The sequence below is a fragment of the Hasllibacter halocynthiae genome, assembly GCF_003003095.1.
GTDB classification, from domain to species: domain Bacteria; phylum Pseudomonadota; class Alphaproteobacteria; order Rhodobacterales; family Rhodobacteraceae; genus Hasllibacter; species Hasllibacter halocynthiae.
Window position 1 is genome coordinate 1 of record NZ_PVTT01000002.1, and the last position, 17,912, is coordinate 17,912.

Below are 17,912 nucleotides of genomic sequence, written 5' to 3' on the forward strand. Positions count from 1 at the left end.
GGGGACTTCCTCCGCCTGCGCGCCTTCTGCCCGCAAGCCTGCTACGCAGGAGGACCAGAACCCTTCCGATACCTCCTCTACAAAGACGTGAACCGCCTCCCCGCCCTGAAGGTGACCCCATGACCGAGACCGCCTCCCAGTTCCTCGCCACCCGCCGCTCGCGCCCCGCCAAGCTCCTCGGCGAGCCGGCGCCGGACCGGGACGCCCTCCTGCCCCTCCTCGAGGCCGCGCTGCGCGTGCCCGACCACGGCAAGCTCGAGCCCTGGCGCCTCGTCGTCCTCTCCGCCCCCGCCCTGCGGGCCCTCGCCGCGCCCGTCCGCGAGGCCGCCGCCGCGCGCGGCCTGCCCGAGGCCGAGGCCGACAAGGCGGCCAGCGTCTACGAGACCTCGCCCCTGGCCGTCGCCGTGATCGAGAGCCCGGTCGAGAGCGACGCGATCCCCCTGGTCGAGCAGACCTACTCGGCGGGCTGCGTGTGCCTGTCGCTCCTCAACGCCGCGCTCGCGGCGGGATGGGGCGCCAACTGGCTCTCGGGATGGCCGGCGCACGACCGCGACCTCATGGCGCGCCACCTGGGCCTCGCCCCCGGCGAGCGGGTCGCCGGCATCGTCCACATCGGCACCGCCCGGTCCGCCCCGCCCGAGCGGCCGCGCCCCGACCTCGCCGCCAAGGTCGAATGGCGCTGAGCCGCCGGCGGGCGGCCCGCCCGTGATCCTCGCCGACGCGCTCAGGGCGCTCGCCCAGCTCTCGGACCCGCGCTTCGTGCGGGTCTTCCTCCTCGGGCTGGGGCTGACCCTCGGGCTCTTCCTCGGGTCCTATGCGGGGGGCTTCGCGCTCCTGCGCTGGCTCCTGCCGGACGATGCGTCCCTGCCGCTGATCGGCGAGGTCGCCTGGCTGGACGAGGCGGGGGCGGGCCTCGGCGTCGTGGCCCTGCTCGTCGCCTCCGTCTTCCTCATGGTGCCTGTGGCGTCCGTCTTCACCGGCCTCTTCCTCGACCGGGTCGCCGACGCGGTCGAGGCACGCCACTACCCCCGCGCCGGTTCCCCCCGGCACCAGCCCGTCGTCCAGCAGATCGGCGAGAGCCTGGGCTTTCTCGGCATCCTCGTCGCCGCGAACGCCCTGGCGCTCCTGGCCTACCTCCTCCTCGCGCCGCTCGCGCCGGCGATCTTCTACGCCCTGAACGGATTCCTCCTCGGCCGCGAGTACTTCCAGCTGACCGCCCTACGGCACGTGCCCCCGGGCGAGGCCGCGCGCCTGCGCCGGCGCCACCTTCCCCAGATCTGGGCCCTGGGCGCGCTGATGGCGGTCCCGCTCACGGTCCCGCTGGTGAACCTCGCCGTGCCGATCCTGGGCGCGGCCGCGTTCACGCATCTCTTCCACCGGGTCCGGCCCTCGCAGGCCGATGCCCGTGCCGCCCCGCCCGCCTAGTCCCCAGCCCGTCTAGTCCCCCGCCCGCTAGTCCCCGGGCCAGGGCTCCCCGGCGAGGCCGAAGCGGCTGAAGAGGTCGAAGTCCTCGACCCCGACCCACCCCGACAGGATCAGGGCGCAGGCCGGCACCCAGATCGCCACCGCCCAGATCGTCGTCCGAAGGAAGCGCCGGCCCATCCGCGGGTCCTCCGGGCTGCCGGCGCTGGTGCCGCGGATCTTCATCCCCCGGTCGCCCTGCGTCTCGAGGCCGATCACCAGCACGACGAAGAGCGTCATGAACCAGATCACCGCGAGAAGGACGAGCGCGCTCGTGATGCCCATGTCAGGCCTCCTCCAGCTCGGTCAGCGTTCCCTGCATGTCCTTCGGATGAAGGAAGATCACCGGCCGCCCGTGCGCGCCCACCTCGGGCGGCCCGAGGACGCGCATCCCCTCGGCCTCCAGCTTGCGGGCGGCCTCCGCGACGTCGGGGACCTCGTAGCAGACATGGTGGACGCCGCCCGCGGGGTTCCGCTCGAGGAAGCCGGCGACGGGGCTGTCCGCGCCCAGGGGGTGCAGCAGTTCGACCTTGGTGTTGGGCAGCTCGACGAAGACCACGGTGACGCCGTGCGCGGGCTCGTCCCGCGGGGGGCCGACGCGGGCGCCCAGCGCGCCGCGATAGCTCTCGGCGGCGGCCTCGAGGTCGGGCACGGCGATGGCCACGTGGTTCAGGCGTCCGATCATGCCCCGCGATATGGCCCCGCCCGGCGGCTCCGTAAACCGGGCCTTAACGAATCGCCTCCATCCTGTCCCGAGGAGGACCCCTCATGGACACCTACGCGATTCCCCGCCCCCCCGCCGACCGGCCGCTCCTCGGCCGCACCGTCCTTCTCGTCGAGGACAGCCTGACCGCCTGCGAGGCGATGCGCCTTCTCGGCGTGCGCTCGGGCGCCCGGATGCGCCGCGCGGGCGACCTCGCCCAAGCCGAGCGGCACCTGCGCGTCTGGCGCCCCTCGGTCGCCATCGTGGACATCGGCCTTCCCGACGGCTCCGGCGCGGCCCTGATCGCCCGCCTCGCCCGGGCCGAGCCCCGGATCGAGGTCGTCGTCGGCACCTCCGGCGATCCCGGCGCGATGGAGGCCGCGATGGAGGCCGGCGCCGACGGCTTCATGGCCAAGCCCGTCAACTCGCTCGCCGTCTTCCAGGAGGGGATCCTCGCCCACCTCCCCCCCGAGGCGCAGCCCCCCGGCCCCCGCGCCCTGCCGCTGGACGAGGTGGGGCCGGACCCCGCGGCCCTCGCGGACGACCTCGCGCATGCCGCCGACCTTCTCGGCGGGCCTGACGAGGGGACCATCCCGATCGCCTACCTCTCGCAGTTCCTCGCCTCCGTCGCACGGGAGAACGGGGACAGCGCGCTCGAGGGCGCGGCGGCCACGCTCGCCGCCGGCGACCCCCTCCCCGAACGCCTCGCCCGTCTCGCCGGCATCGTGCAGGACCGCATCGCGGCGGCGTGAGGGGGCGACCGGCCGGCGCGTCGCCGGGGCATCGCCCGTTCCCGCCACGTTCCCGTTTCCGGCCCGGCCCGAACCGGCCCGGCCCGACGACCTGCGGGCCGTTTTCGATGGCCAACCGCGGCGCGGGGATCTAGATGTCAGGCATGTCAGCCGACCCTTCCCAGGACCTCGCGCGGTTCCTCGACGGCCGCCGCTTCGGCTGCGTCCTCGCCGATCCGCCCTGGCGGTTCACCAACCGCACCGGCAAGGTCGCGCCCGAGCACAAGCGCCTCGCCCGCTACCCGACCCTCACCCTCGCCGAGATCTGCGCCCTTCCCGTCGCGGACCACCTCGAGGAACGCGCCCACTGCTACCTCTGGGTCCCCAACGCCCTCCTCCCCGAGGGGCTGAAGGTCCTCGCGGCATGGGGGTTCGAGTACAAGTCCAACATCGTCTGGGAGAAGGTCAGGAAGGACGGCGGGCCGGACGGGCGGGGGGTCGGCTTCTACTTCCGCAACGTGACCGAGGTGCTGCTCTTCGGCACCCGCGGCAAGAACGTCCGCACCCTCGCCCCCGGCCGCCGGCAGGTGAACGTGATCCGCACCCGCAAGCGCGAGCACTCGCGCAAGCCGGACGAGCAGTACGACGTCATAGAGGGCTGCTCCTGGGGCCCGTTCCTCGAGCTGTTCGGTCGCGGCGATGTACCCAACCGCTCGAGCGACTGGGCAGTCTGGGGCAACCAGGCCGACGCGGACTACAAGCCGGACTGGAAGACCTACGCCTACAACTCGGCCATCGCGGCGGAGTAGGACTATTCAGGTCGGATGCATTGCTTCGTGATGCCGAACGCCAAGACGGGACATCCACCGTTACGATCCGCGTCCAGACGGTAGAGCAGCTTTCCCATCCAAGTCGTCGACGCGCCGAACTTCTTGTAGACTGGTTCTGAACCTTCCGTGCCCTTCTTGGTCAGGACCTTGCCCAGGCGTCGGAAGTAGTCGGTGTCCAATTCATTGCCTCGCGTCAGCATCAGGCCGATCGATATGGCGCCTGCGGCGTAGAACGAGGAGAAGGCATAGAGATCTCGATCGAACGTCTGATCCTTGCTATTCCACTCCAAGTCGAATGCAATCTGACCCTTGACGAAGTCGATCCTATGCCCGTCGAGGTACCCCTTGCGGACGTAGCTGCGCAGAAGTTCGTCCTTCTTCTTCGCATGCCACAAGTTGATCGTCAGATCGCCACTTAGCCGCGTTTCGGTCCAATCCGGCGGCATGATACCATCCACATGTTTGGCGATGGTGCTCTTGTTGCCGCCCGGCGTGCGGATCATCGCCTCCGTGATGTCGAAAGCCCGAAGAGCGGACCAGACCTCCTCGGCCTCGTCGGGGAATCGGTTCGCGAGCAGGCCAGCGGCATTCCGGTACGAGTAGCATTCGAACTTCTCAAGAATGTCCGCCGGAACGAATAGCCCGACGACCTCCGGAGGATCAGCGAACTTTCCCGAAGAGACGTCGAAGACTTCCTCTTCGGGCTCGTCGCCCTCGAATGGAAGCTCGTCGGTCACTCACGACTCCCGCTTCACCACCCTCAGCCCCAGCTCCCTCAGCTGCTCGCCCGTGGGCTCGGAAGGGGCGCCCATCATCGGGTCCTGGGCCTGCTGGTTCATGGGGAACATGATGACCTCGCGGATGTTCGGCTCGTCGGCCAGCAGCATCACCATGCGGTCGATGCCGGCCGCGCAGCCGCCATGCGGGGGGGCGCCGTACTTGAACGCCTCGACCATGCCGCCGAAGCGCGTCCGGACCTCGTCCGGGCCGTAGCCCGCGACCTCGAAGACCTTGTACATCACGTCCAGCCGGTGGTTCCGGATCGCGCCCGAGATCAGCTCGTAGCCGTTGCAGGCCAGGTCGTACTGCCAGCCCAGCACCTCCAAGGGGTCGCCCTCCAGCGCCCCGAGGCCCCCCTGCGGCATCGAGAACGGGTTGTGCGAGAAGTCGATCCCCCCCTCCTCGTCGCGCTCGTACATGGGGAAGTCGACGATCCAGGCGAAGGCGAAGCGGCCCTGGTCGGTGAGGTTCAGCTCCTCGCCGATCACGGTGCGGGCCCGGCCCGCCACCCCCTCGAACTCCGCCGCGCGGCCGCCGAGGAAGAAGGCCGCATCGCCGACGCCGAGGCCGAGTTGCTGCCGGATCGCCTCGGTCCGCTCGGGGCCGATGTTCTTGGCGAGGGGACCGGCGGCCTCGTGGGAACCGAACTGCCCCTCAATAAGAAGCTTGGCTTCCGAAGCTCTTCCTCCGCGAAGATACTCGGCGACCTTCTCACTTACTTCCTTAGCACGTTCGAACTCCTCCGCTTCTAACTCCTCTCGGAACTTCCCTACATCGAACGGCGGACCTTCTTCTGGCGCAGTAAGCATTTGATACAGGGGCTCGTAGCGAGCGAAGGATCCCTTCTCCCGCCAGAAGATGTAGCCCATCCCCGGCAGGCCCTGCTCCTGGGCGAACTTGTTCATCCGGTCGCAGAACTTGCGCGAGCCGCCGTCCGGCGCCGGGATGGCCCGGATCTCCGTCCCCTCCTTCTCCAGGAGGGAGGCGAAGATCGCGAAGCCCGAGCCGCGGAAATGCTCGCTGACGTCCTGCATCTCGATCGGGTTGCGAAGGTCGGGCTTGTCGGTCCCGTACTTCCGCAGCGCCTCGGCATAGGGAATGCGGGGCCAGTCGGCGCAGGGATCGACGCGCTTGCCTTCGCCGAACGCCTCGAAGCAGCCCTCGATCACCGGGCCGATCGCCGCGAACACGTCCTCCTGCTCCACGAAGGACATCTCCATGTCGAGCTGGTAGAAATCCGTGGGCGAGCGGTCGGCGCGCGGGTCCTCGTCCCGGAAGCAGGGCGCGATCTGGAAGTAGCGGTCGAAGCCCGACACCATGATGAGCTGCTTGAAGAGCTGCGGCGCCTGGGGCAGCGCGTAGAACCGGCCCGGATGCAGGCGGCTGGGCACGAGGAAGTCGCGCGCCCCCTCGGGAGAGGAGGCCGTGATGATCGGCGTCTGGAACTCGGTGAAGCCGCCATCCCACATCCGCTGGCGCAGGTCCTTCACGACCGCGCTGCGCAGCATCATGTTCGCGTGCAGCGTCTCGCGGCGCAGGTCGAGGAAGCGGTACTTCAGCCGCGTCTCCTCGGGGTAGTCGGGCTCGCCGAAGACGGGCAGGGGCAGCTCGCCGGCCTTGCCGAGGACCTCGATCCCCGTGACGAAGACCTCGATCTCGCCCGTGGGCAGCCTGGGGTTCACCAGCTCGGGGTCGCGCCGCTTCACCCGGCCGTCGACGCGGATGCACCATTCCGCGCGAACCTTCTCCAGCTCGGGGAAGGCCGGGCTGTCCGTGTCGGCGATGAGCTGGGTGAACCCGTAATGGTCCCGCAGGTCGACGAAGAGGACGCCGCCATGGTCGCGCACCCTGTGCACCCAGCCCGAGAGGCGGACCTCCTCGCCGACGTTCTCGGCCGAGAGGTCGGCGCAGGTGTGGGTGCGGTAGGCGTTCATCGGCAAGGCTCCCAGCGGCGCAGGGGCGCCGGCGTCGTGACGGCGCCTCGGCGCCGGTCGAAAGAAAAGGGCCGCGCGGCCCCGTGCCCGGGGGGCAACCCGGGGGGCCCCCGCGGCGGCGCGTGGGTGAGAGCGCGGGCCGCCACCGAAGTCAAGCCGGCAGGGGCCGCGCGGCTGGACAAGCCGCCGCCACCCGCCATCATCATGAATGCAGGGACGCAAGGCATGGAGGCTGAGGCCATGTGGAAAGGACTGCTCGACGCGATGCTTCGCAGGGCCCTGAAGACGGACGCGCTGGAGGTCAGGTTCCCGGACGGCGCGGTGCGCCGCTACGGCCCCCCTGGCGCGGGCGAGCCCGCCGTCGCCATCGCGTTCCACGACCCCGCCCTGCCCCGGCGCCTCGTGCGGAACGCCGACCTCGCCCTGGGCGAGGCATACATGGACGGCGCCCTCACGGTCGAGCGGGGGTGCCTGCGCGACTTCCTCGCCATCGCCGTGCGCGCCGGCGAGATGGGCGACGACGTGCCCGCCTTCCGCGTCTGGCGCGGCGCCGCCATGGCGCGCCGCCGTGCGCAGCAGCTGAACCCGCCGGGGCGCGCGCGCCGCAACGTCGCCCATCACTACGACCTCTCCGGCGCGCTCTACGAGCTCTTCCTGGACGAGGACCGGCAGTATTCCTGCGCCTACTTCGCCCGCCCGGACATGACCCTGGACGAGGCGCAGGCGGCCAAGAAGGCCCATATCGCCCGAAAGCTGCTGATCGAGCCGGGGATGCGCGTCCTCGACATCGGCTGCGGCTGGGGCGGCCTCGCGCTGACCCTCGCGCGGGACCATGGCGCGCGGGTCACCGGCATCACCCTCTCGGAGGAGCAGCACGCCCATGCCCGCGCGCGGGTCGAGGCGGCGGGCCTGTCGGGCCGGATCGACATCCGCCTGCAGGACTTCCGCGCGGTGACGGGCCGCTTCGACCGCATCGTCTCCGTCGGCATGTTCGAGCATGTCGGCCTGCCCGCCTACCGCGCCTACTTCGCCAAGGTGGGCGAGCTGCTGGACCCCGGCGGCGTCGCCCTGATCCACACCATCGGGCGCACGGACACGCCCGGCATCACCAGCCCGTTCATCGCCAAGTGGATCTTCCCCGGCGGCTACGTGCCCGCCCTCACGGAGATGCTCGCCCCGGTCCAGCGGCAGCGCCTCGTGCCCTGCGACCTCGAAATCTGGCGCCTCCACTACGCCGAGACGCTGCGCCACTGGCTCGAACGGTTCGACGCCCACGCCGCGGAGGCCGAGGCGCTCTACGACGCGCGCTTCGTGCGGATGTGGCGCTTCTACCTCGCGGCGTGCGAGATGAGCTTCAGGCATCACCGCCTCGCGGTCTTCCAGCTCCAGCTCGCGCACCGCAAGGACGCGGTGCCGATCACGCGCGACTACCTCTACGGGGACGCAGCCGCCGCGCCCTCGCCCGCGCGGGCCGGCGCCAGCGCCGGTAGCCGCGCCGCGGCCGAGTAGGCCCGCCCGGGCGGCCCCCGCCTTCCGGGGCGCCCGCGGCCGGCGCCCCGCCCCTCCTGCCCGCTTGACCGCCCGCCGCCCGTCCCGCAAAGCGCGCGCGTTTGGCCAGCGGGGGACGATGGAATGCCGAAGCGCGATGACCTGAGCACGATCCTCATCATCGGCGCCGGGCCCATCGTGATCGGCCAGGCCTGCGAGTTCGACTATTCCGGCGCCCAGGCCTGCAAGGCCCTGCGCGAGGAAGGCTACCGCGTCGTCCTCGTGAACTCGAACCCCGCGACGATCATGACCGATCCGGGCCTCGCCGACGCCACCTACATCGAGCCCATCACCCCCGAGGTGGTGGCCGAGGTCATCCGCGTGGAGCGGCCCGACGCCCTCCTGCCGACCATGGGCGGGCAGACCGGCCTCAACACCGCGCTCGCGGTCGAGGCGATGACCCTCCGGGACGCCTTCGGGGACCGGGCGCAGGCCGTCGCGGACGAGCTTGGGGTCGACGTCGCCACCCGCGTCCTCGACGCCTTCGGGACCCGGATGATCGGCGCCCGGCGCGAGGCCATCGAGATGGCCGAGGACCGCGCCCTCTTCCGCGAGGCGATGACCCGCATCGGGCTCGAGAACCCGAAGGCCACCATCGTCGAGGCCCCCAAGGGCGCCGCCGGCCGCGACGTCGAGGCGGGGATGAGGGCCGCCCTCGAAGCCATCGAGTATGTCGGCCTGCCGGCCATCATCCGCCCCGCCTTCACCCTGGGCGGCACGGGCGGCGGCGTCGCCTACAACCGCGAGGACTACCTCCACCTCTGCCGCACGGGGATGGAGGCCTCGCCCGTCGGCCAGATCCTCATCGACGAGTCCCTCCTCGGCTGGAAGGAGTACGAGATGGAGGTGGTCCGCGACAGCAAAGACAACGCCATCATCGTCTGCTCGATCGAGAACGTGGACCCGATGGGCGTCCACACCGGGGACAGCATCACCGTCGCCCCCGCGCTCACGCTGACGGACAAGGAATACCAGCGGATGCGGACCGCATCCATCGCCGTCCTGCGCGAGATCGGGGTCGAGACGGGCGGCTCCAACGTGCAGTGGGCGGTGAACCCCGCGGACGGCCGCATGGTGGTGATCGAGATGAACCCCCGCGTCTCGCGCTCCTCGGCGCTGGCGTCCAAGGCCACGGGCTTTCCCATCGCCAAGATCGCCGCCAAGCTCGCCGTGGGCTACACGCTCGACGAGCTCGACAACGACATCACGGGCGTGACGCCCGCCTCCTTCGAGCCCTCGATCGACTACGTCGTCACGAAGATCCCCCGCTTCGCCTTCGAGAAGTTCCCAGGCGCCGAGCCGACCCTGACCACCGCGATGAAGTCCGTGGGCGAGGCGATGGCCATCGGCCGCACCTTCCACGAGAGCTTCCAGAAGGCCCTCGCCTCGCTCGAGACCGGCCTCTCGGGCTTCGACGAGATCGCGATCGAGGGCGTCCAGGACCCCCTCCCCGCCTCGGCCGGGCCCGAGGCGCAGGCCGCCCGCGTGGCCGAGAACGCGCGCGCCGCCGTCGCCGCCCTCGCGCGCCAGACCCCCGACCGGGTGCGCGTCATCGCCCAAGCCATGCGCATGGGCCTGACGGACGCGGACATCGGCGAGGCCACCGCCTTCGATCCCTGGTTCCTCGCCCGCTTCCGCGAGATCGTCGACGCGGAGGAGGACGTCCGCCGCCGGGGCCTGCCCACGGACGAGGCCGGGCTGCGCCGCCTCAAGTCGCTCGGCTTCGCCGACGCCCGCCTCGCCGCCCTCACGGGGCGGGACGAGGGGCAGGTCCGCCGCGCGCGCCGCAATCTCGGGGTGCACGCCCAGTTCAAGCGCATCGACACCTGCGCCGCCGAGTTCGAGGCCCAGACCCCCTACATGTACTCCTCATACGAGGTCCCCGCGATGGGCGAGGCGGAGGACGAGGCCCGGCCCTCGGACCGCAGGAAGGTCGTCATCCTCGGCGGCGGGCCAAACCGCATCGGCCAGGGGATCGAGTTCGACTACTGCTGCGTCCACGCCTGCTACGCGCTCGGCGAGGCCGGCTACGAGACCGTGATGGTCAACTGCAACCCCGAGACGGTCTCGACCGACTACGACACGTCCGACCGCCTCTACTTCGAGCCCCTGACCCTCGAGCACGTTCTCGAGGTTCTGCGCGTCGAGCGGCAGGCCGGCACGCTGCACGGCGTGATCGTCCAGCTCGGCGGCCAGACCCCCCTCAAGCTCGCCGACGCGCTGGAGGAGGAGGGCATCCCCATCCTCGGCACCGCGCCCGACGCGATCGACCTCGCCGAGGACCGCGAGCGGTTCCAGCGCCTCGTCCGGGATCTCGGCCTCCTCCAGCCCGAGAACGCCATCGCCCACAGCGCGGACGAGGCGCGCGAGGCCGCCGAACGCATCGGCTTCCCCCTCGTGATCCGCCCCTCCTACGTCCTCGGCGGCCGCGCGATGGAGATCGTCCGGGGCCCCGAGCAGCTCGACCGCTACATCCGCGAGGCGGTCGTCGTCTCGCCCGGCAGCCCGGTCCTCCTCGACCGCTACCTCGCCGGCGCGACCGAGGTGGACGTCGACGCGGTCTCCGACGGGACGGACGTCCACGTCGCCGGCATCATGCAGCACATCGAGGAGGCGGGCGTCCACTCCGGCGACAGCGCCTGCGTCCTGCCCCCCCACAGTTTGGGCGAGGACCTCATCGCCGAGATGCGTCGCCAGACCGAGGCGCTGGCCCGCGCCCTCCACGTTCGCGGCCTGATGAACGTCCAGTTCGCCGTGAAGGACGGCCGGGTCTACCTCATCGAGGTGAACCCCCGCGCCTCGCGCACCGTGCCCTTCGTCGCCAAGGCCACCGGGGTCCCCCTCGCCGCCATCGCCGCCCGCGTCATGGCCGGCGAGGCGCTGTCGGATTTCGACCTCTCCCCCACCCCCCGCGGCTTCGCCGTGAAGGAAGCCGTCCTGCCCTTCGCCCGCTTCCCCGGCGTCGACACCCTCCTCGGCCCCGAGATGCGCTCCACAGGCGAGGTGATGGGCCGGGACGAGAGCTTCCCGGTCGCCTTCCTCAAGGCCCAGATGGGCGCGGGCGTCGACCTGCCCACCTCCGGCACGGCGTTCCTCTCGATCAAGGAGGCGGACAAGACCGACGTCCTGGCCGAGACCGCGCGCCTCCTGCGGGCCCAGGGCTTCACCATCCTCGCCACCTCCGGCACGGCGGGCTTCCTCGCGGGCCACGGGGTCGAATCGACCCGCGTGAGCAAGGCCTACGAGGGCGGGCGCACCATCGTCGACGTCCTGAAGGACGGCGGCGTGGACCTCGTGATGAACACCACCGAGGGCGCCCAGGCCGTCGAGGACTCCCGCGCCATCCGAGCCGCCGCCCTCACCCAGCGCATCCCCTACTTCACGACCCTCGCGGCCAGCCACGCCGGCGCCCAGGCCATCGCCGCGAAGGCGGAAGGGGCGCTGAGGGTGCGGGCGTTGCAGGGTTGAACTTCGCCTCTACATGAACAAACTGTCAACATGGCGATCAAAAATGTGGACGAAGAACGGCTTAAGGCTGTTCTGCGAGAGAGCTTCAGCCCTGCGCGGGCAATTTCCGATCCAGCGCATCTGCGTGGACGCGACAAGTTGCTCCGCAAAATTGAGTGGGCTTTCAACTCTCCGGGTAAGCACGTCTTCATCTACGGCGAACGTGGCGTTGGGAAGACATCTTTAGCCCAGTCGGCTGCTGTGAAACATCAGAGCGTCGATGCCGATCCGATTCTTATTGCTTGCGACTCTACTACGCCCTTTGAAAAGATCATCGCAGACTGCGTTCGTGCCTGCTTGCCGCCTAGCGATATTATTCAGAAAGCTCGTGTCGAAAAAAGGATTGGGTGGAGCCACGGAATCACGGCCGAAGCTGCGAAGGGCTTCGAGAAAGGAGTAATTCCGCCCGTAGAAAGCATCAATGATGCTGTTACATATTTGAAGTACGTAGCGCAAATGCATTCCCGCGAACCCGTCATAATATTTGATGAGTTCGATCAGATTGACGATCTTGGGACCAAGAAGAAGTTTGCTGATATTATCAAGCAGGTCTCAGACCAAAGCGTCAACGTCAAATTCATTTTCTGCGGTATCGCAAGCTCTCTCGATGAATTGATAGGGGTTCATCTAAGTAGCGATAGATATATGGCGCCAGTCTCGGTTGATCCTTTGGAGCCAAGTGCTCTTTTCCAGATCCTGAATCATGCGAGTAGGCAACTTGGGGTCCAGTTCGGATGGGAAGAGCTAGTTCGGGTTGCAAAGATTAGTGACGGGTTTGCCTACTACACGCACTTGATCGGTGAGCACGTCCTTAGAAGCATGTTTGATGATGAAGGTGAGTATAGCGCCCCCACACTCACGCATTTCGATATAGGTCTTCGCGGAGCAATTTCGGAAGCGCTCGGCTCTGTCAAGCAGTCTTACGAGTTGGCTGTTTTGAAGAAGAGCGACGACTACGAAGAGGTCTTATGGGCAGTTGCTGACAGTAAGGTTCTGGAGCCCCGACCTACCGCTGAGATATATGAGAAGTCGTATAAGGAGATTGCCGAGAGGCGGAGATTGAAGGAGCGCTCGCGTAAAGTCTTGTCGCAACAGCAATTCTATCAGAGGATGAACCGCCTGAAGCAGGAAGCTCACGGCCATATCCTTGTTGGCAATAAGCAAGGCTGGTATAAGTTTCGTGAGAACTGGATGCGCGGCTATGTCCGGTTGGTCGCTGAAGAGAAGGGCGTTCCCCTTGGCGTCGATCACCATTTGGCACCTCCCCCTGACGGCGCAGATAGGGTGAAGTCGCTGATGTAGCATCTAGCGAGAAGGGGGTCGCTTCGGACGATCAGTAATGGTGCGGATCGCCGCATTGATGAAGAACGCAAGGCAACTGAAGACGCACCCCTCCCGTCCCCACGCAGCCCCAGCCCCGTATGCCCCTGCCAAACCCCCGATGTGACCGCTTCGTCGTCGCATTCCGAATCCCCCTCGCCCACACGATGCCAGACGGGGGTTGCTGGAATCCTACCGCACCGCGCGCTCCCCCGGTTCCGCGGGTTTGCGTCCATCCCCTCAAGGGCCTAGGCGTTGCGGATGCCGGACGTATTCATCACCGGGGCGGGCCTCTGGACCCCGCCCGAGCGCATCACCAACGACGAGCTGGTGGCGAGCTTCAACGCCTACGTGGACCGCTTCAACGCCGGGAACGCCGCCGCGATCGAGGCCGGGACCGTGGACGCCCTCGCCCCTTCCTCGGCCGACTTCATCGCCCAGGCCTCGGGGATCGAGGCCCGGCACGTCATCGACAAGGAAGGCGTCCTCGACCCTGCGCGCATGGTCCCGAAGATCCCGCCCCGCCCGGACGACGCCCCCTCCCTCATGGCGGAGATGGCTGTTTCGGCAGCGGAATCCGCGCTCGCCGAGGCCGGGATCGAGGCGGGCGAGATCGACGCCACCCTCTGCGCCGCCAGCAACCACGAACGCGCCTACCCCGCGATAGCCGTCGAGATTCAGGACCTTATCGGCGCGGGCGGCTTTGCCTACGATCTGAACGTCGCCTGCTCGTCCGCCACCTTCGCCATCCAGTCCGCCGCCGACATGATCCGCGCGGGCTCGATCCACAAGGCGTTGATCGTGAACCCGGAAATCTGCTCGGCCCATCTCGAGTGGCGCGACCGCGACTGCCATTTCATCTTCGGCGACGTCGCCACCGCCCTCGTCCTGGAGGCCGAGGAGAAGCCCGGCACCTTCAAGGTCCTGGGCACCAAGCTGGCCACCCGGTTCTCGAACAACATCCGCAACAACGACGGCTTCCTCCGCCGCACCCACGACCAGATGGAGGACCGCCGCGACATGCAGTTCATGCAGGAGGGCCGGAAGGTGTTCAAGGAGGTGGTCCCGATGGTCTCGGCCCACATCCTCGAGCATCTTCAGGCGGTTGGCGTCGCCCCGGATGAGCTGAGGCGCCTCTGGCTGCACCAGGCCAACAAGGCGATGAACGACTATGTCGGCCGCAAGGTCCTGGGCCGCACGCCCGAACCCGGCGAGCAGCCCAACGTCCTGCAGGACTACGCCAACACCTCCTCGGCGGGCTCGATCATCGCCTTCTCCAAGCACAGGGACGATATCGCCCCCGGCGAGAAGGGGGTGATCTGCTCCTTCGGGGCGGGCTACTCGGTCGGATCGGTGGTGGTCGAGCGGGTCTGAGCCGTTGGCCAAGCTCTACTTCCACTACTCGACGATGAACGCCGGCAAGTCGACCCTGCTGCTCCAGGCCGCCCACAACTACGAGGAGCGGGGGATGGCGGTGCACCTCCTCACCGCGCGCCTCGACACCCGCGCGGGCAAGGGGCGGATCGGCAGCCGGATCGGCCTGGCCCGCGAGGCGGGGACCTTCGGGACGGCGGACGACCTGTTCCGCCACGTCGAGGCCCTGGTCCCCCGTCCGGCCTGCGTCTTCGTGGACGAGGCGCAGTTCCTCGCCGGCGCGCAGGTCTGGCAGCTGGCGCGGGTGGCGGACGACCTCGGCGTGCCGGTCATGGCCTACGGGCTGCGGGTGGACTTCCGGGGGGAACTGTTTCCAGGCTCGGCGGCGCTGCTGGCGCTGGCGGACGACCTGCGCGAGGTGCGGACGATCTGCCATTGCGGGCGCAAGGCGACCATGGTGGCGCGGCTCGACGGGGCGGGGAACGTCGTCACGGATGGCGACCAGGTGCAGGTCGGCGGGAACGAGAGCTACCTCTCGCTCTGCCGCCGCCATTGGCGCGAGGCAATGGAGGAGCCGGGGTTCCTCTGATCCGCCGCGCCGCGACGAGCGGCTAGGCGACCCGGTCCGGCAGCTCACGCCCCTTGGCCAGCGCCAGGAGGTTGGCCACGGCCATGCCCCCCATCGCCTCGCGCACCTCGGGGGCGGCGGTCCCGATATGGGGCAGGAGGACGGTGTCCTCGCGCATCAGGGCGGCGGGGATCTCGGGCTCGTTCTCGTAGACGTCGAGGCCGGCGCCCCCGATGCGCCCGGCCTCGAGCGCGGCGATGAGGGCCCCCTCGTCCACCACGTCCCCGCGCGAGACGTTCACGAGGATCGCGTCGGGACGCATTGCCGCGAGCTCGGCCGCGCCGATCAGATGATGCGTGGAAGGCGCGCCCGGCACGCAGCATGCGACGACGTCGGCACGCGCCATCAACTCGGAGAGCTCGACCTGCCCCGCCTCGCCCGTGCGCGAGCGGTTGAAGTGGATGACGTCCATCCCGATGGCACGGGCCCGCCGCGCCAGCGCCTTGCCGATGCGTCCGAGCCCCACGATCCCGAGGGTCCGGCCGCCCAGATGCATCCCCATGCTCGCGGCCCCCGGGCCCCAGCCCGTCCACTCGCCGGCACGGACCAGTCGTTCGCCCGCGCCGGCCTTGCGCGCCGTCATCAGCATCAGGAGCAGCGCGACGTCGGCCGTGGGCTCGGTCGTGGCGTCCGGCGTGTTCGTGACCATGACGCCGGCGGCGCGCGCGGCTTCGCCGTCGATATGGTTCCAGCCGACGCCGAAATTGGCGAGCAGGCGACAGCGATGGGGCGCGCCGTCGAAGGCGCGGGCGGACCAGTCGTCGCCGATGGTGGTCCATACGGCGTCGAACCCCTCAAGCGCCTCGCGGGCCGCAGCGGGGGTCAGGGCTTCGTCGCGGACCGTCAGGTCGAACGCCGCGGCGGCATCCCGCATGCAGCCGGGCGGGAATTCGCGCGTGGCGAGGACCCTCAGCACAGCCGCGCCCCCAGCGGGACCGGCAGGCCGTCGGGCGAGACTAGGACGATCTCGCCCGCCTCGTCCGGCAAGCCGAGGACCAGCACCTCGGACCGGACAGGGCCGATCTGGCGGGGTGGGAAGTTCGTCACGGCGAGCACACGCTTGCCCACCAGCCCTTCGGGGTCGTAGTGCGCCGCGATCCCGGCGGAGGACTTCTTCACCCCGATCCCGTCCCCGAAATCGACCCAGAGCCTGATCGCGGGCTTGCGGGCCTCGGGGAAGGGCTCGGCGCGGACGATCTCGCCCATGCGGATCTCGACCTTCTCGAAGTCGGCGTGGTCTATGGTCATCCGCGAAGCTCCCGGCTGCGGCGGGCGGCGGCGGCAACGGCCTCCGGCACCAGGTGGGGGAAGCCGCGCGCGGGGTCCATCAGCACCTCCAGCGCGGCTTGGGTGGTGCCGCCGGGCGAGGTGACGTTCCGGCGAAGCGCCGCGGCGTCCTCCCCCGCCTCCATCGCGAGCGCGCCCGCCCCGGCGACCGTCGCAGTGGCGAGGCGGCGGGACAGCGGCTCGGGGAGGCCCTCGGCCACGCCGGCGTCGGTCATCGCCTCGATCAGGTGGAAAGCATAAGCGGGGCCTGAGCCCGAGACGGCGGTGACCGCGTCGATCTGGTCCTCGTCCTCCAGCCGAACGACCTCGCCCACGGCCGAGAGGAGGGCCTCGGCGGCGTCCAGCCCGTCCGCCCCAGCGGCGGCGTTGGCGACGATGGCGGTTATCCCCCGTCCGATCGCGGCAGGCGTGTTGGGCATGGCGCGCACCACGCGGGCCCCCGCCCCCAGCGCCGCCTCGAAGCGGGCGACGGGCACCCCCGCCGCGACCGAGACGAAGAGCGTGTCGCCCGCATCCAGCGCGGGCAGCGCATCGTCCATCATCTGCGGCTTCACGGCGATCACTGCCACGGCGGGCGGCGCCTCGGGCGCGCCGAGGCGCACGCGCGTGCCCCGCAGCCAATCCGAAGGGGCGGGATCGATGACCGAGACCATGCCGGGATCCACCCCCCGCGCCAGCCATCCGGCGAGCATCGCCGACCCCATCTTGCCGCAACCGAGGAGCAGGAGCCCCCGGCGGGCGATGTCGTCCATCACGTCCATGGCGCGAGGGATGCCGCGTGCGCCGCCCGAAGGCCAGCCCGAAGCGCGGCATGCGTGCGGCCTCAGGCCCGGCCGAAGCCTTCTGCGATGGCGACCTGCAGCGCCTCGGGGGCGTCCGTCTCGCCGTAGGCGGCGAGCTGCACCGCGGGGTAGAACCGGTCCGCCGCGCCCCGCGCCGCGCGCACCATCCGGTCGATCTGCTGTGGCGTCGCGCCTTCGGCCCCGTCGAGGGCGAGGCCGTAGCGCCAGACCATCAGCCCCTGCTCCTCCCAGTGGGTGAAGGCGCCGGTCCAGACGCGGTCGTTGATCCGGTTCAGGAGATCGCGGAGTACGGCGGCGCGGCCCTCGGCCAGCTCCTCCATCTCGTAGGTCAGCGCGAGGCGGAGCGTGTCGTCCGACGGGCACCAGGCGAGGGTCACGGCATAAGTGCGCCAATCGCCTTCCACCGCGAGGGCGAGCTGCTCGCCGTCGATGCGCTCGAACTCCCAGTCCATCGCCGCCGCAATCGTCTCGGCGAGGTCGATCGGGTGGGTCTCCCCGGGCTCGGGCCAGCTTTCCTGAAGGAACATGGCGGCGCCTCCTGCCTGCGGCACCGGGGCACGGCCCACGAATGCCGGGTGATGCCTGTCGAGGGGTAGGGCCACGGGGCCCGTTCCTCCCGACATATCGTGGGGCGGCCTATGCCATGTGTAAAGGCGGAAACGATCCACAAGCCCCAGCCGGCGGCGGGACATCCCTCTGGCGGGCGCCACCTAGCCCCCGCGCATCCGGCGGCTCAGGCGGTCTTCGCCTCTAGAGCGTCCAGACGGGCCTTCAGCGCCTCGTTCTCGGCCCGGGCGCGGACGGCCATCTCCTGCACGGCGTCGAACTCCTCGCGGGTGACGAAGTCGCGATCGGCGAGCCAGCGGTCCATGAAGCCCTTCATGGCATTCTCGGCCTCGTCGCGGGCGCCCTGGGCGACGCCCATCGCGTTGGTCATCAACTGACCGAGATCGTCGAACACCTTCGAACGGGACTGCATGGGGGCGCCTCCTGAACTGGGGCGGCT

General features: G+C 69.7%; 18 protein-coding genes and 1 pseudogene. 10 read left to right on the forward strand and 9 right to left on the reverse strand.

The features are described 5' to 3' along the window. The 3 genes and pseudogenes from BCF33_RS14345 to BCF33_RS06930 form a co-directional block, all read left to right on the forward strand. Positions 1-123 (forward strand): annotated as a pseudogene (locus BCF33_RS14345) ((S)-ureidoglycine aminohydrolase); the annotation flags it as partial. Next, positions 120-683: a nitroreductase family protein gene (locus tag BCF33_RS06925; RefSeq protein WP_106160253.1), complete on the forward strand. Its 564-nt coding sequence runs from the start codon at positions 120-122 to the stop codon at positions 681-683. The pseudogene BCF33_RS14345 and the gene BCF33_RS06925, both read left to right, overlap by 4 nt. A 22-nt stretch (positions 684-705) precedes the next feature. Next, positions 706-1,425, forward strand: a complete 720-nt coding sequence (locus BCF33_RS06930; RefSeq protein ID WP_106160254.1) for an EI24 domain-containing protein — start codon at positions 706-708, stop codon at positions 1,423-1,425. Between the two features lie 27 nt (positions 1,426-1,452). Here BCF33_RS06930 and BCF33_RS06935 read toward each other — a convergent pair whose 3' ends face one another. Both BCF33_RS06935 and mce read right to left on the reverse strand, forming a co-directional pair. Then, positions 1,453-1,746: a DUF1467 family protein gene (locus BCF33_RS06935; RefSeq protein ID WP_106160255.1), complete on the reverse strand. Its 294-nt coding sequence runs from the start codon at positions 1,744-1,746 to the stop codon at positions 1,453-1,455. A 1-nt stretch (position 1,747) separates the two neighbouring features. Continuing rightward, the gene (gene mce, locus BCF33_RS06940) at positions 1,748-2,146 is read right to left on the reverse strand and encodes a methylmalonyl-CoA epimerase (protein ID WP_106160256.1); all 399 of its coding nucleotides are present in this window, start codon (positions 2,144-2,146) and stop codon (positions 1,748-1,750) included. Positions 2,147-2,229: 83 nt separating this feature from the next. On the opposite strand from mce, the gene BCF33_RS06945 reads away from it, so the two are divergent. Then, positions 2,230-2,916 (forward strand): response regulator, encoded by a 687-nt coding sequence (locus BCF33_RS06945; RefSeq protein WP_106160257.1) that lies wholly within the window; start codon positions 2,230-2,232, stop codon positions 2,914-2,916. A gap of 143 nt (positions 2,917-3,059) precedes the next feature. Then, a complete protein-coding gene (locus BCF33_RS06950; RefSeq protein ID WP_106160258.1) occupies positions 3,060-3,704 on the forward strand; it encodes an MT-A70 family methyltransferase in 645 nt (214 codons plus the stop codon). Positions 3,705-3,706: 2 nt separating this feature from the next. Here the strand turns inward: BCF33_RS06950 and BCF33_RS06955 are convergent, their stop codons facing one another. Both BCF33_RS06955 and aspS read right to left on the reverse strand, forming a co-directional pair. Continuing rightward, positions 3,707-4,462: a BglII/BstYI family type II restriction endonuclease gene (locus tag BCF33_RS06955; RefSeq protein ID WP_106160259.1), complete on the reverse strand. Its 756-nt coding sequence runs from the start codon at positions 4,460-4,462 to the stop codon at positions 3,707-3,709. After that, positions 4,463-6,439 (reverse strand): aspartate--tRNA ligase, encoded by a 1,977-nt coding sequence (aspS, locus tag BCF33_RS06960; protein ID WP_106160260.1) that lies wholly within the window; start codon positions 6,437-6,439, stop codon positions 4,463-4,465. Positions 6,440-6,679: 240 nt separating this feature from the next. Here aspS and BCF33_RS06965 point away from each other — a divergent pair, with 240 nt between their 5' ends. The 5 genes from BCF33_RS06965 (at position 6,680) to BCF33_RS06985 (ending at position 14,777) form a co-directional block, all read left to right on the forward strand. Next, complete coding sequence (locus tag BCF33_RS06965) at positions 6,680-7,948, forward strand: SAM-dependent methyltransferase (RefSeq protein ID WP_106161426.1); 1,269 nt, start codon at positions 6,680-6,682, stop codon at positions 7,946-7,948. 123 nt (positions 7,949-8,071) lie between these two features. Then, entirely contained in the window at positions 8,072-11,455 is a 3,384-nt protein-coding gene (carB, locus tag BCF33_RS06970; protein WP_106160261.1) for a carbamoyl-phosphate synthase large subunit, read from the forward strand. A gap of 30 nt (positions 11,456-11,485) precedes the next feature. Next, a complete protein-coding gene (locus BCF33_RS06975; RefSeq protein WP_106160262.1) occupies positions 11,486-12,796 on the forward strand; it encodes an ATP-binding protein in 1,311 nt (436 codons plus the stop codon). A gap of 279 nt (positions 12,797-13,075) precedes the next feature. Continuing rightward, positions 13,076-14,188 (forward strand): beta-ketoacyl-ACP synthase III, encoded by a 1,113-nt coding sequence (locus tag BCF33_RS06980; protein WP_106160263.1) that lies wholly within the window; start codon positions 13,076-13,078, stop codon positions 14,186-14,188. Between the two features lie 4 nt (positions 14,189-14,192). Further along, positions 14,193-14,777, forward strand: a complete 585-nt coding sequence (locus tag BCF33_RS06985; RefSeq protein ID WP_106160264.1) for a thymidine kinase — start codon at positions 14,193-14,195, stop codon at positions 14,775-14,777. Between the two features lie 22 nt (positions 14,778-14,799). Here BCF33_RS06985 and BCF33_RS06990 read toward each other — a convergent pair whose 3' ends face one another. The 5 genes from BCF33_RS06990 to BCF33_RS07010 form a co-directional block, all read right to left on the reverse strand. Further along, a complete protein-coding gene (locus BCF33_RS06990) occupies positions 14,800-15,729 on the reverse strand; it encodes a 2-hydroxyacid dehydrogenase (RefSeq protein WP_106161428.1) in 930 nt (309 codons plus the stop codon). Beyond that, the gene (locus tag BCF33_RS06995; protein ID WP_106160265.1) at positions 15,726-16,064 is read right to left on the reverse strand and encodes a tRNA-binding protein; all 339 of its coding nucleotides are present in this window, start codon (positions 16,062-16,064) and stop codon (positions 15,726-15,728) included. Before BCF33_RS06995 ends, BCF33_RS06990 begins: the two co-directional genes overlap by 4 nt. Beyond that, complete coding sequence (gene proC, locus BCF33_RS07000) at positions 16,061-16,864, reverse strand: pyrroline-5-carboxylate reductase (protein WP_106160266.1); 804 nt, start codon at positions 16,862-16,864, stop codon at positions 16,061-16,063. Before proC ends, BCF33_RS06995 begins: the two co-directional genes overlap by 4 nt. Before the next feature lie 62 nt (positions 16,865-16,926). After that, positions 16,927-17,433 (reverse strand): type III secretion system chaperone family protein, encoded by a 507-nt coding sequence (locus tag BCF33_RS07005; RefSeq protein ID WP_106160267.1) that lies wholly within the window; start codon positions 17,431-17,433, stop codon positions 16,927-16,929. 206 nt (positions 17,434-17,639) lie between these two features. Further along, on the reverse strand, positions 17,640-17,885 hold the full coding sequence (locus tag BCF33_RS07010; protein WP_106160268.1) for an accessory factor UbiK family protein: 246 nt from the start codon (positions 17,883-17,885) through the stop codon (positions 17,640-17,642). Positions 17,886-17,912: the final 27 nt, after the last annotated feature.

Excerpts from the sequence above, each read along its gene's own strand:
- BCF33_RS06925 (WP_106160253.1), top strand. The coding sequence starts at position 120 with ATGACCGAGACCGCCTCCCAGTTCCTCGCCACCCGCCGCTCGCGCCCC.
- BCF33_RS06935 (WP_106160255.1), bottom strand. The coding sequence starts at position 1,746 with ATGGGCATCACGAGCGCGCTCGTCCTTCTCGCGGTGATCTGGTTCATG.
- mce (WP_106160256.1), bottom strand. The coding sequence starts at position 2,146 with ATGATCGGACGCCTGAACCACGTGGCCATCGCCGTGCCCGACCTCGAG.
- BCF33_RS06945 (WP_106160257.1), top strand. The coding sequence starts at position 2,230 with ATGGACACCTACGCGATTCCCCGCCCCCCCGCCGACCGGCCGCTCCTC.
- BCF33_RS06950 (WP_106160258.1), top strand. The coding sequence starts at position 3,060 with ATGTCAGCCGACCCTTCCCAGGACCTCGCGCGGTTCCTCGACGGCCGC.
- aspS (WP_106160260.1), bottom strand. The coding sequence starts at position 6,439 with ATGAACGCCTACCGCACCCACACCTGCGCCGACCTCTCGGCCGAGAAC.
- BCF33_RS06965 (WP_106161426.1), top strand. The coding sequence starts at position 6,680 with ATGTGGAAAGGACTGCTCGACGCGATGCTTCGCAGGGCCCTGAAGACG.
- carB (WP_106160261.1), top strand. The coding sequence starts at position 8,072 with ATGCCGAAGCGCGATGACCTGAGCACGATCCTCATCATCGGCGCCGGG.
- BCF33_RS06975 (WP_106160262.1), top strand. The coding sequence starts at position 11,486 with ATGGCGATCAAAAATGTGGACGAAGAACGGCTTAAGGCTGTTCTGCGA.
- BCF33_RS06980 (WP_106160263.1), top strand. The coding sequence starts at position 13,076 with ATGCCGGACGTATTCATCACCGGGGCGGGCCTCTGGACCCCGCCCGAG.
- BCF33_RS06995 (WP_106160265.1), bottom strand. The coding sequence starts at position 16,064 with ATGACCATAGACCACGCCGACTTCGAGAAGGTCGAGATCCGCATGGGC.
- proC (WP_106160266.1), bottom strand. The coding sequence starts at position 16,864 with ATGGACGTGATGGACGACATCGCCCGCCGGGGGCTCCTGCTCCTCGGT.
- BCF33_RS07005 (WP_106160267.1), bottom strand. The coding sequence starts at position 17,433 with ATGTTCCTTCAGGAAAGCTGGCCCGAGCCCGGGGAGACCCACCCGATC.
- BCF33_RS07010 (WP_106160268.1), bottom strand. The coding sequence starts at position 17,885 with ATGCAGTCCCGTTCGAAGGTGTTCGACGATCTCGGTCAGTTGATGACC.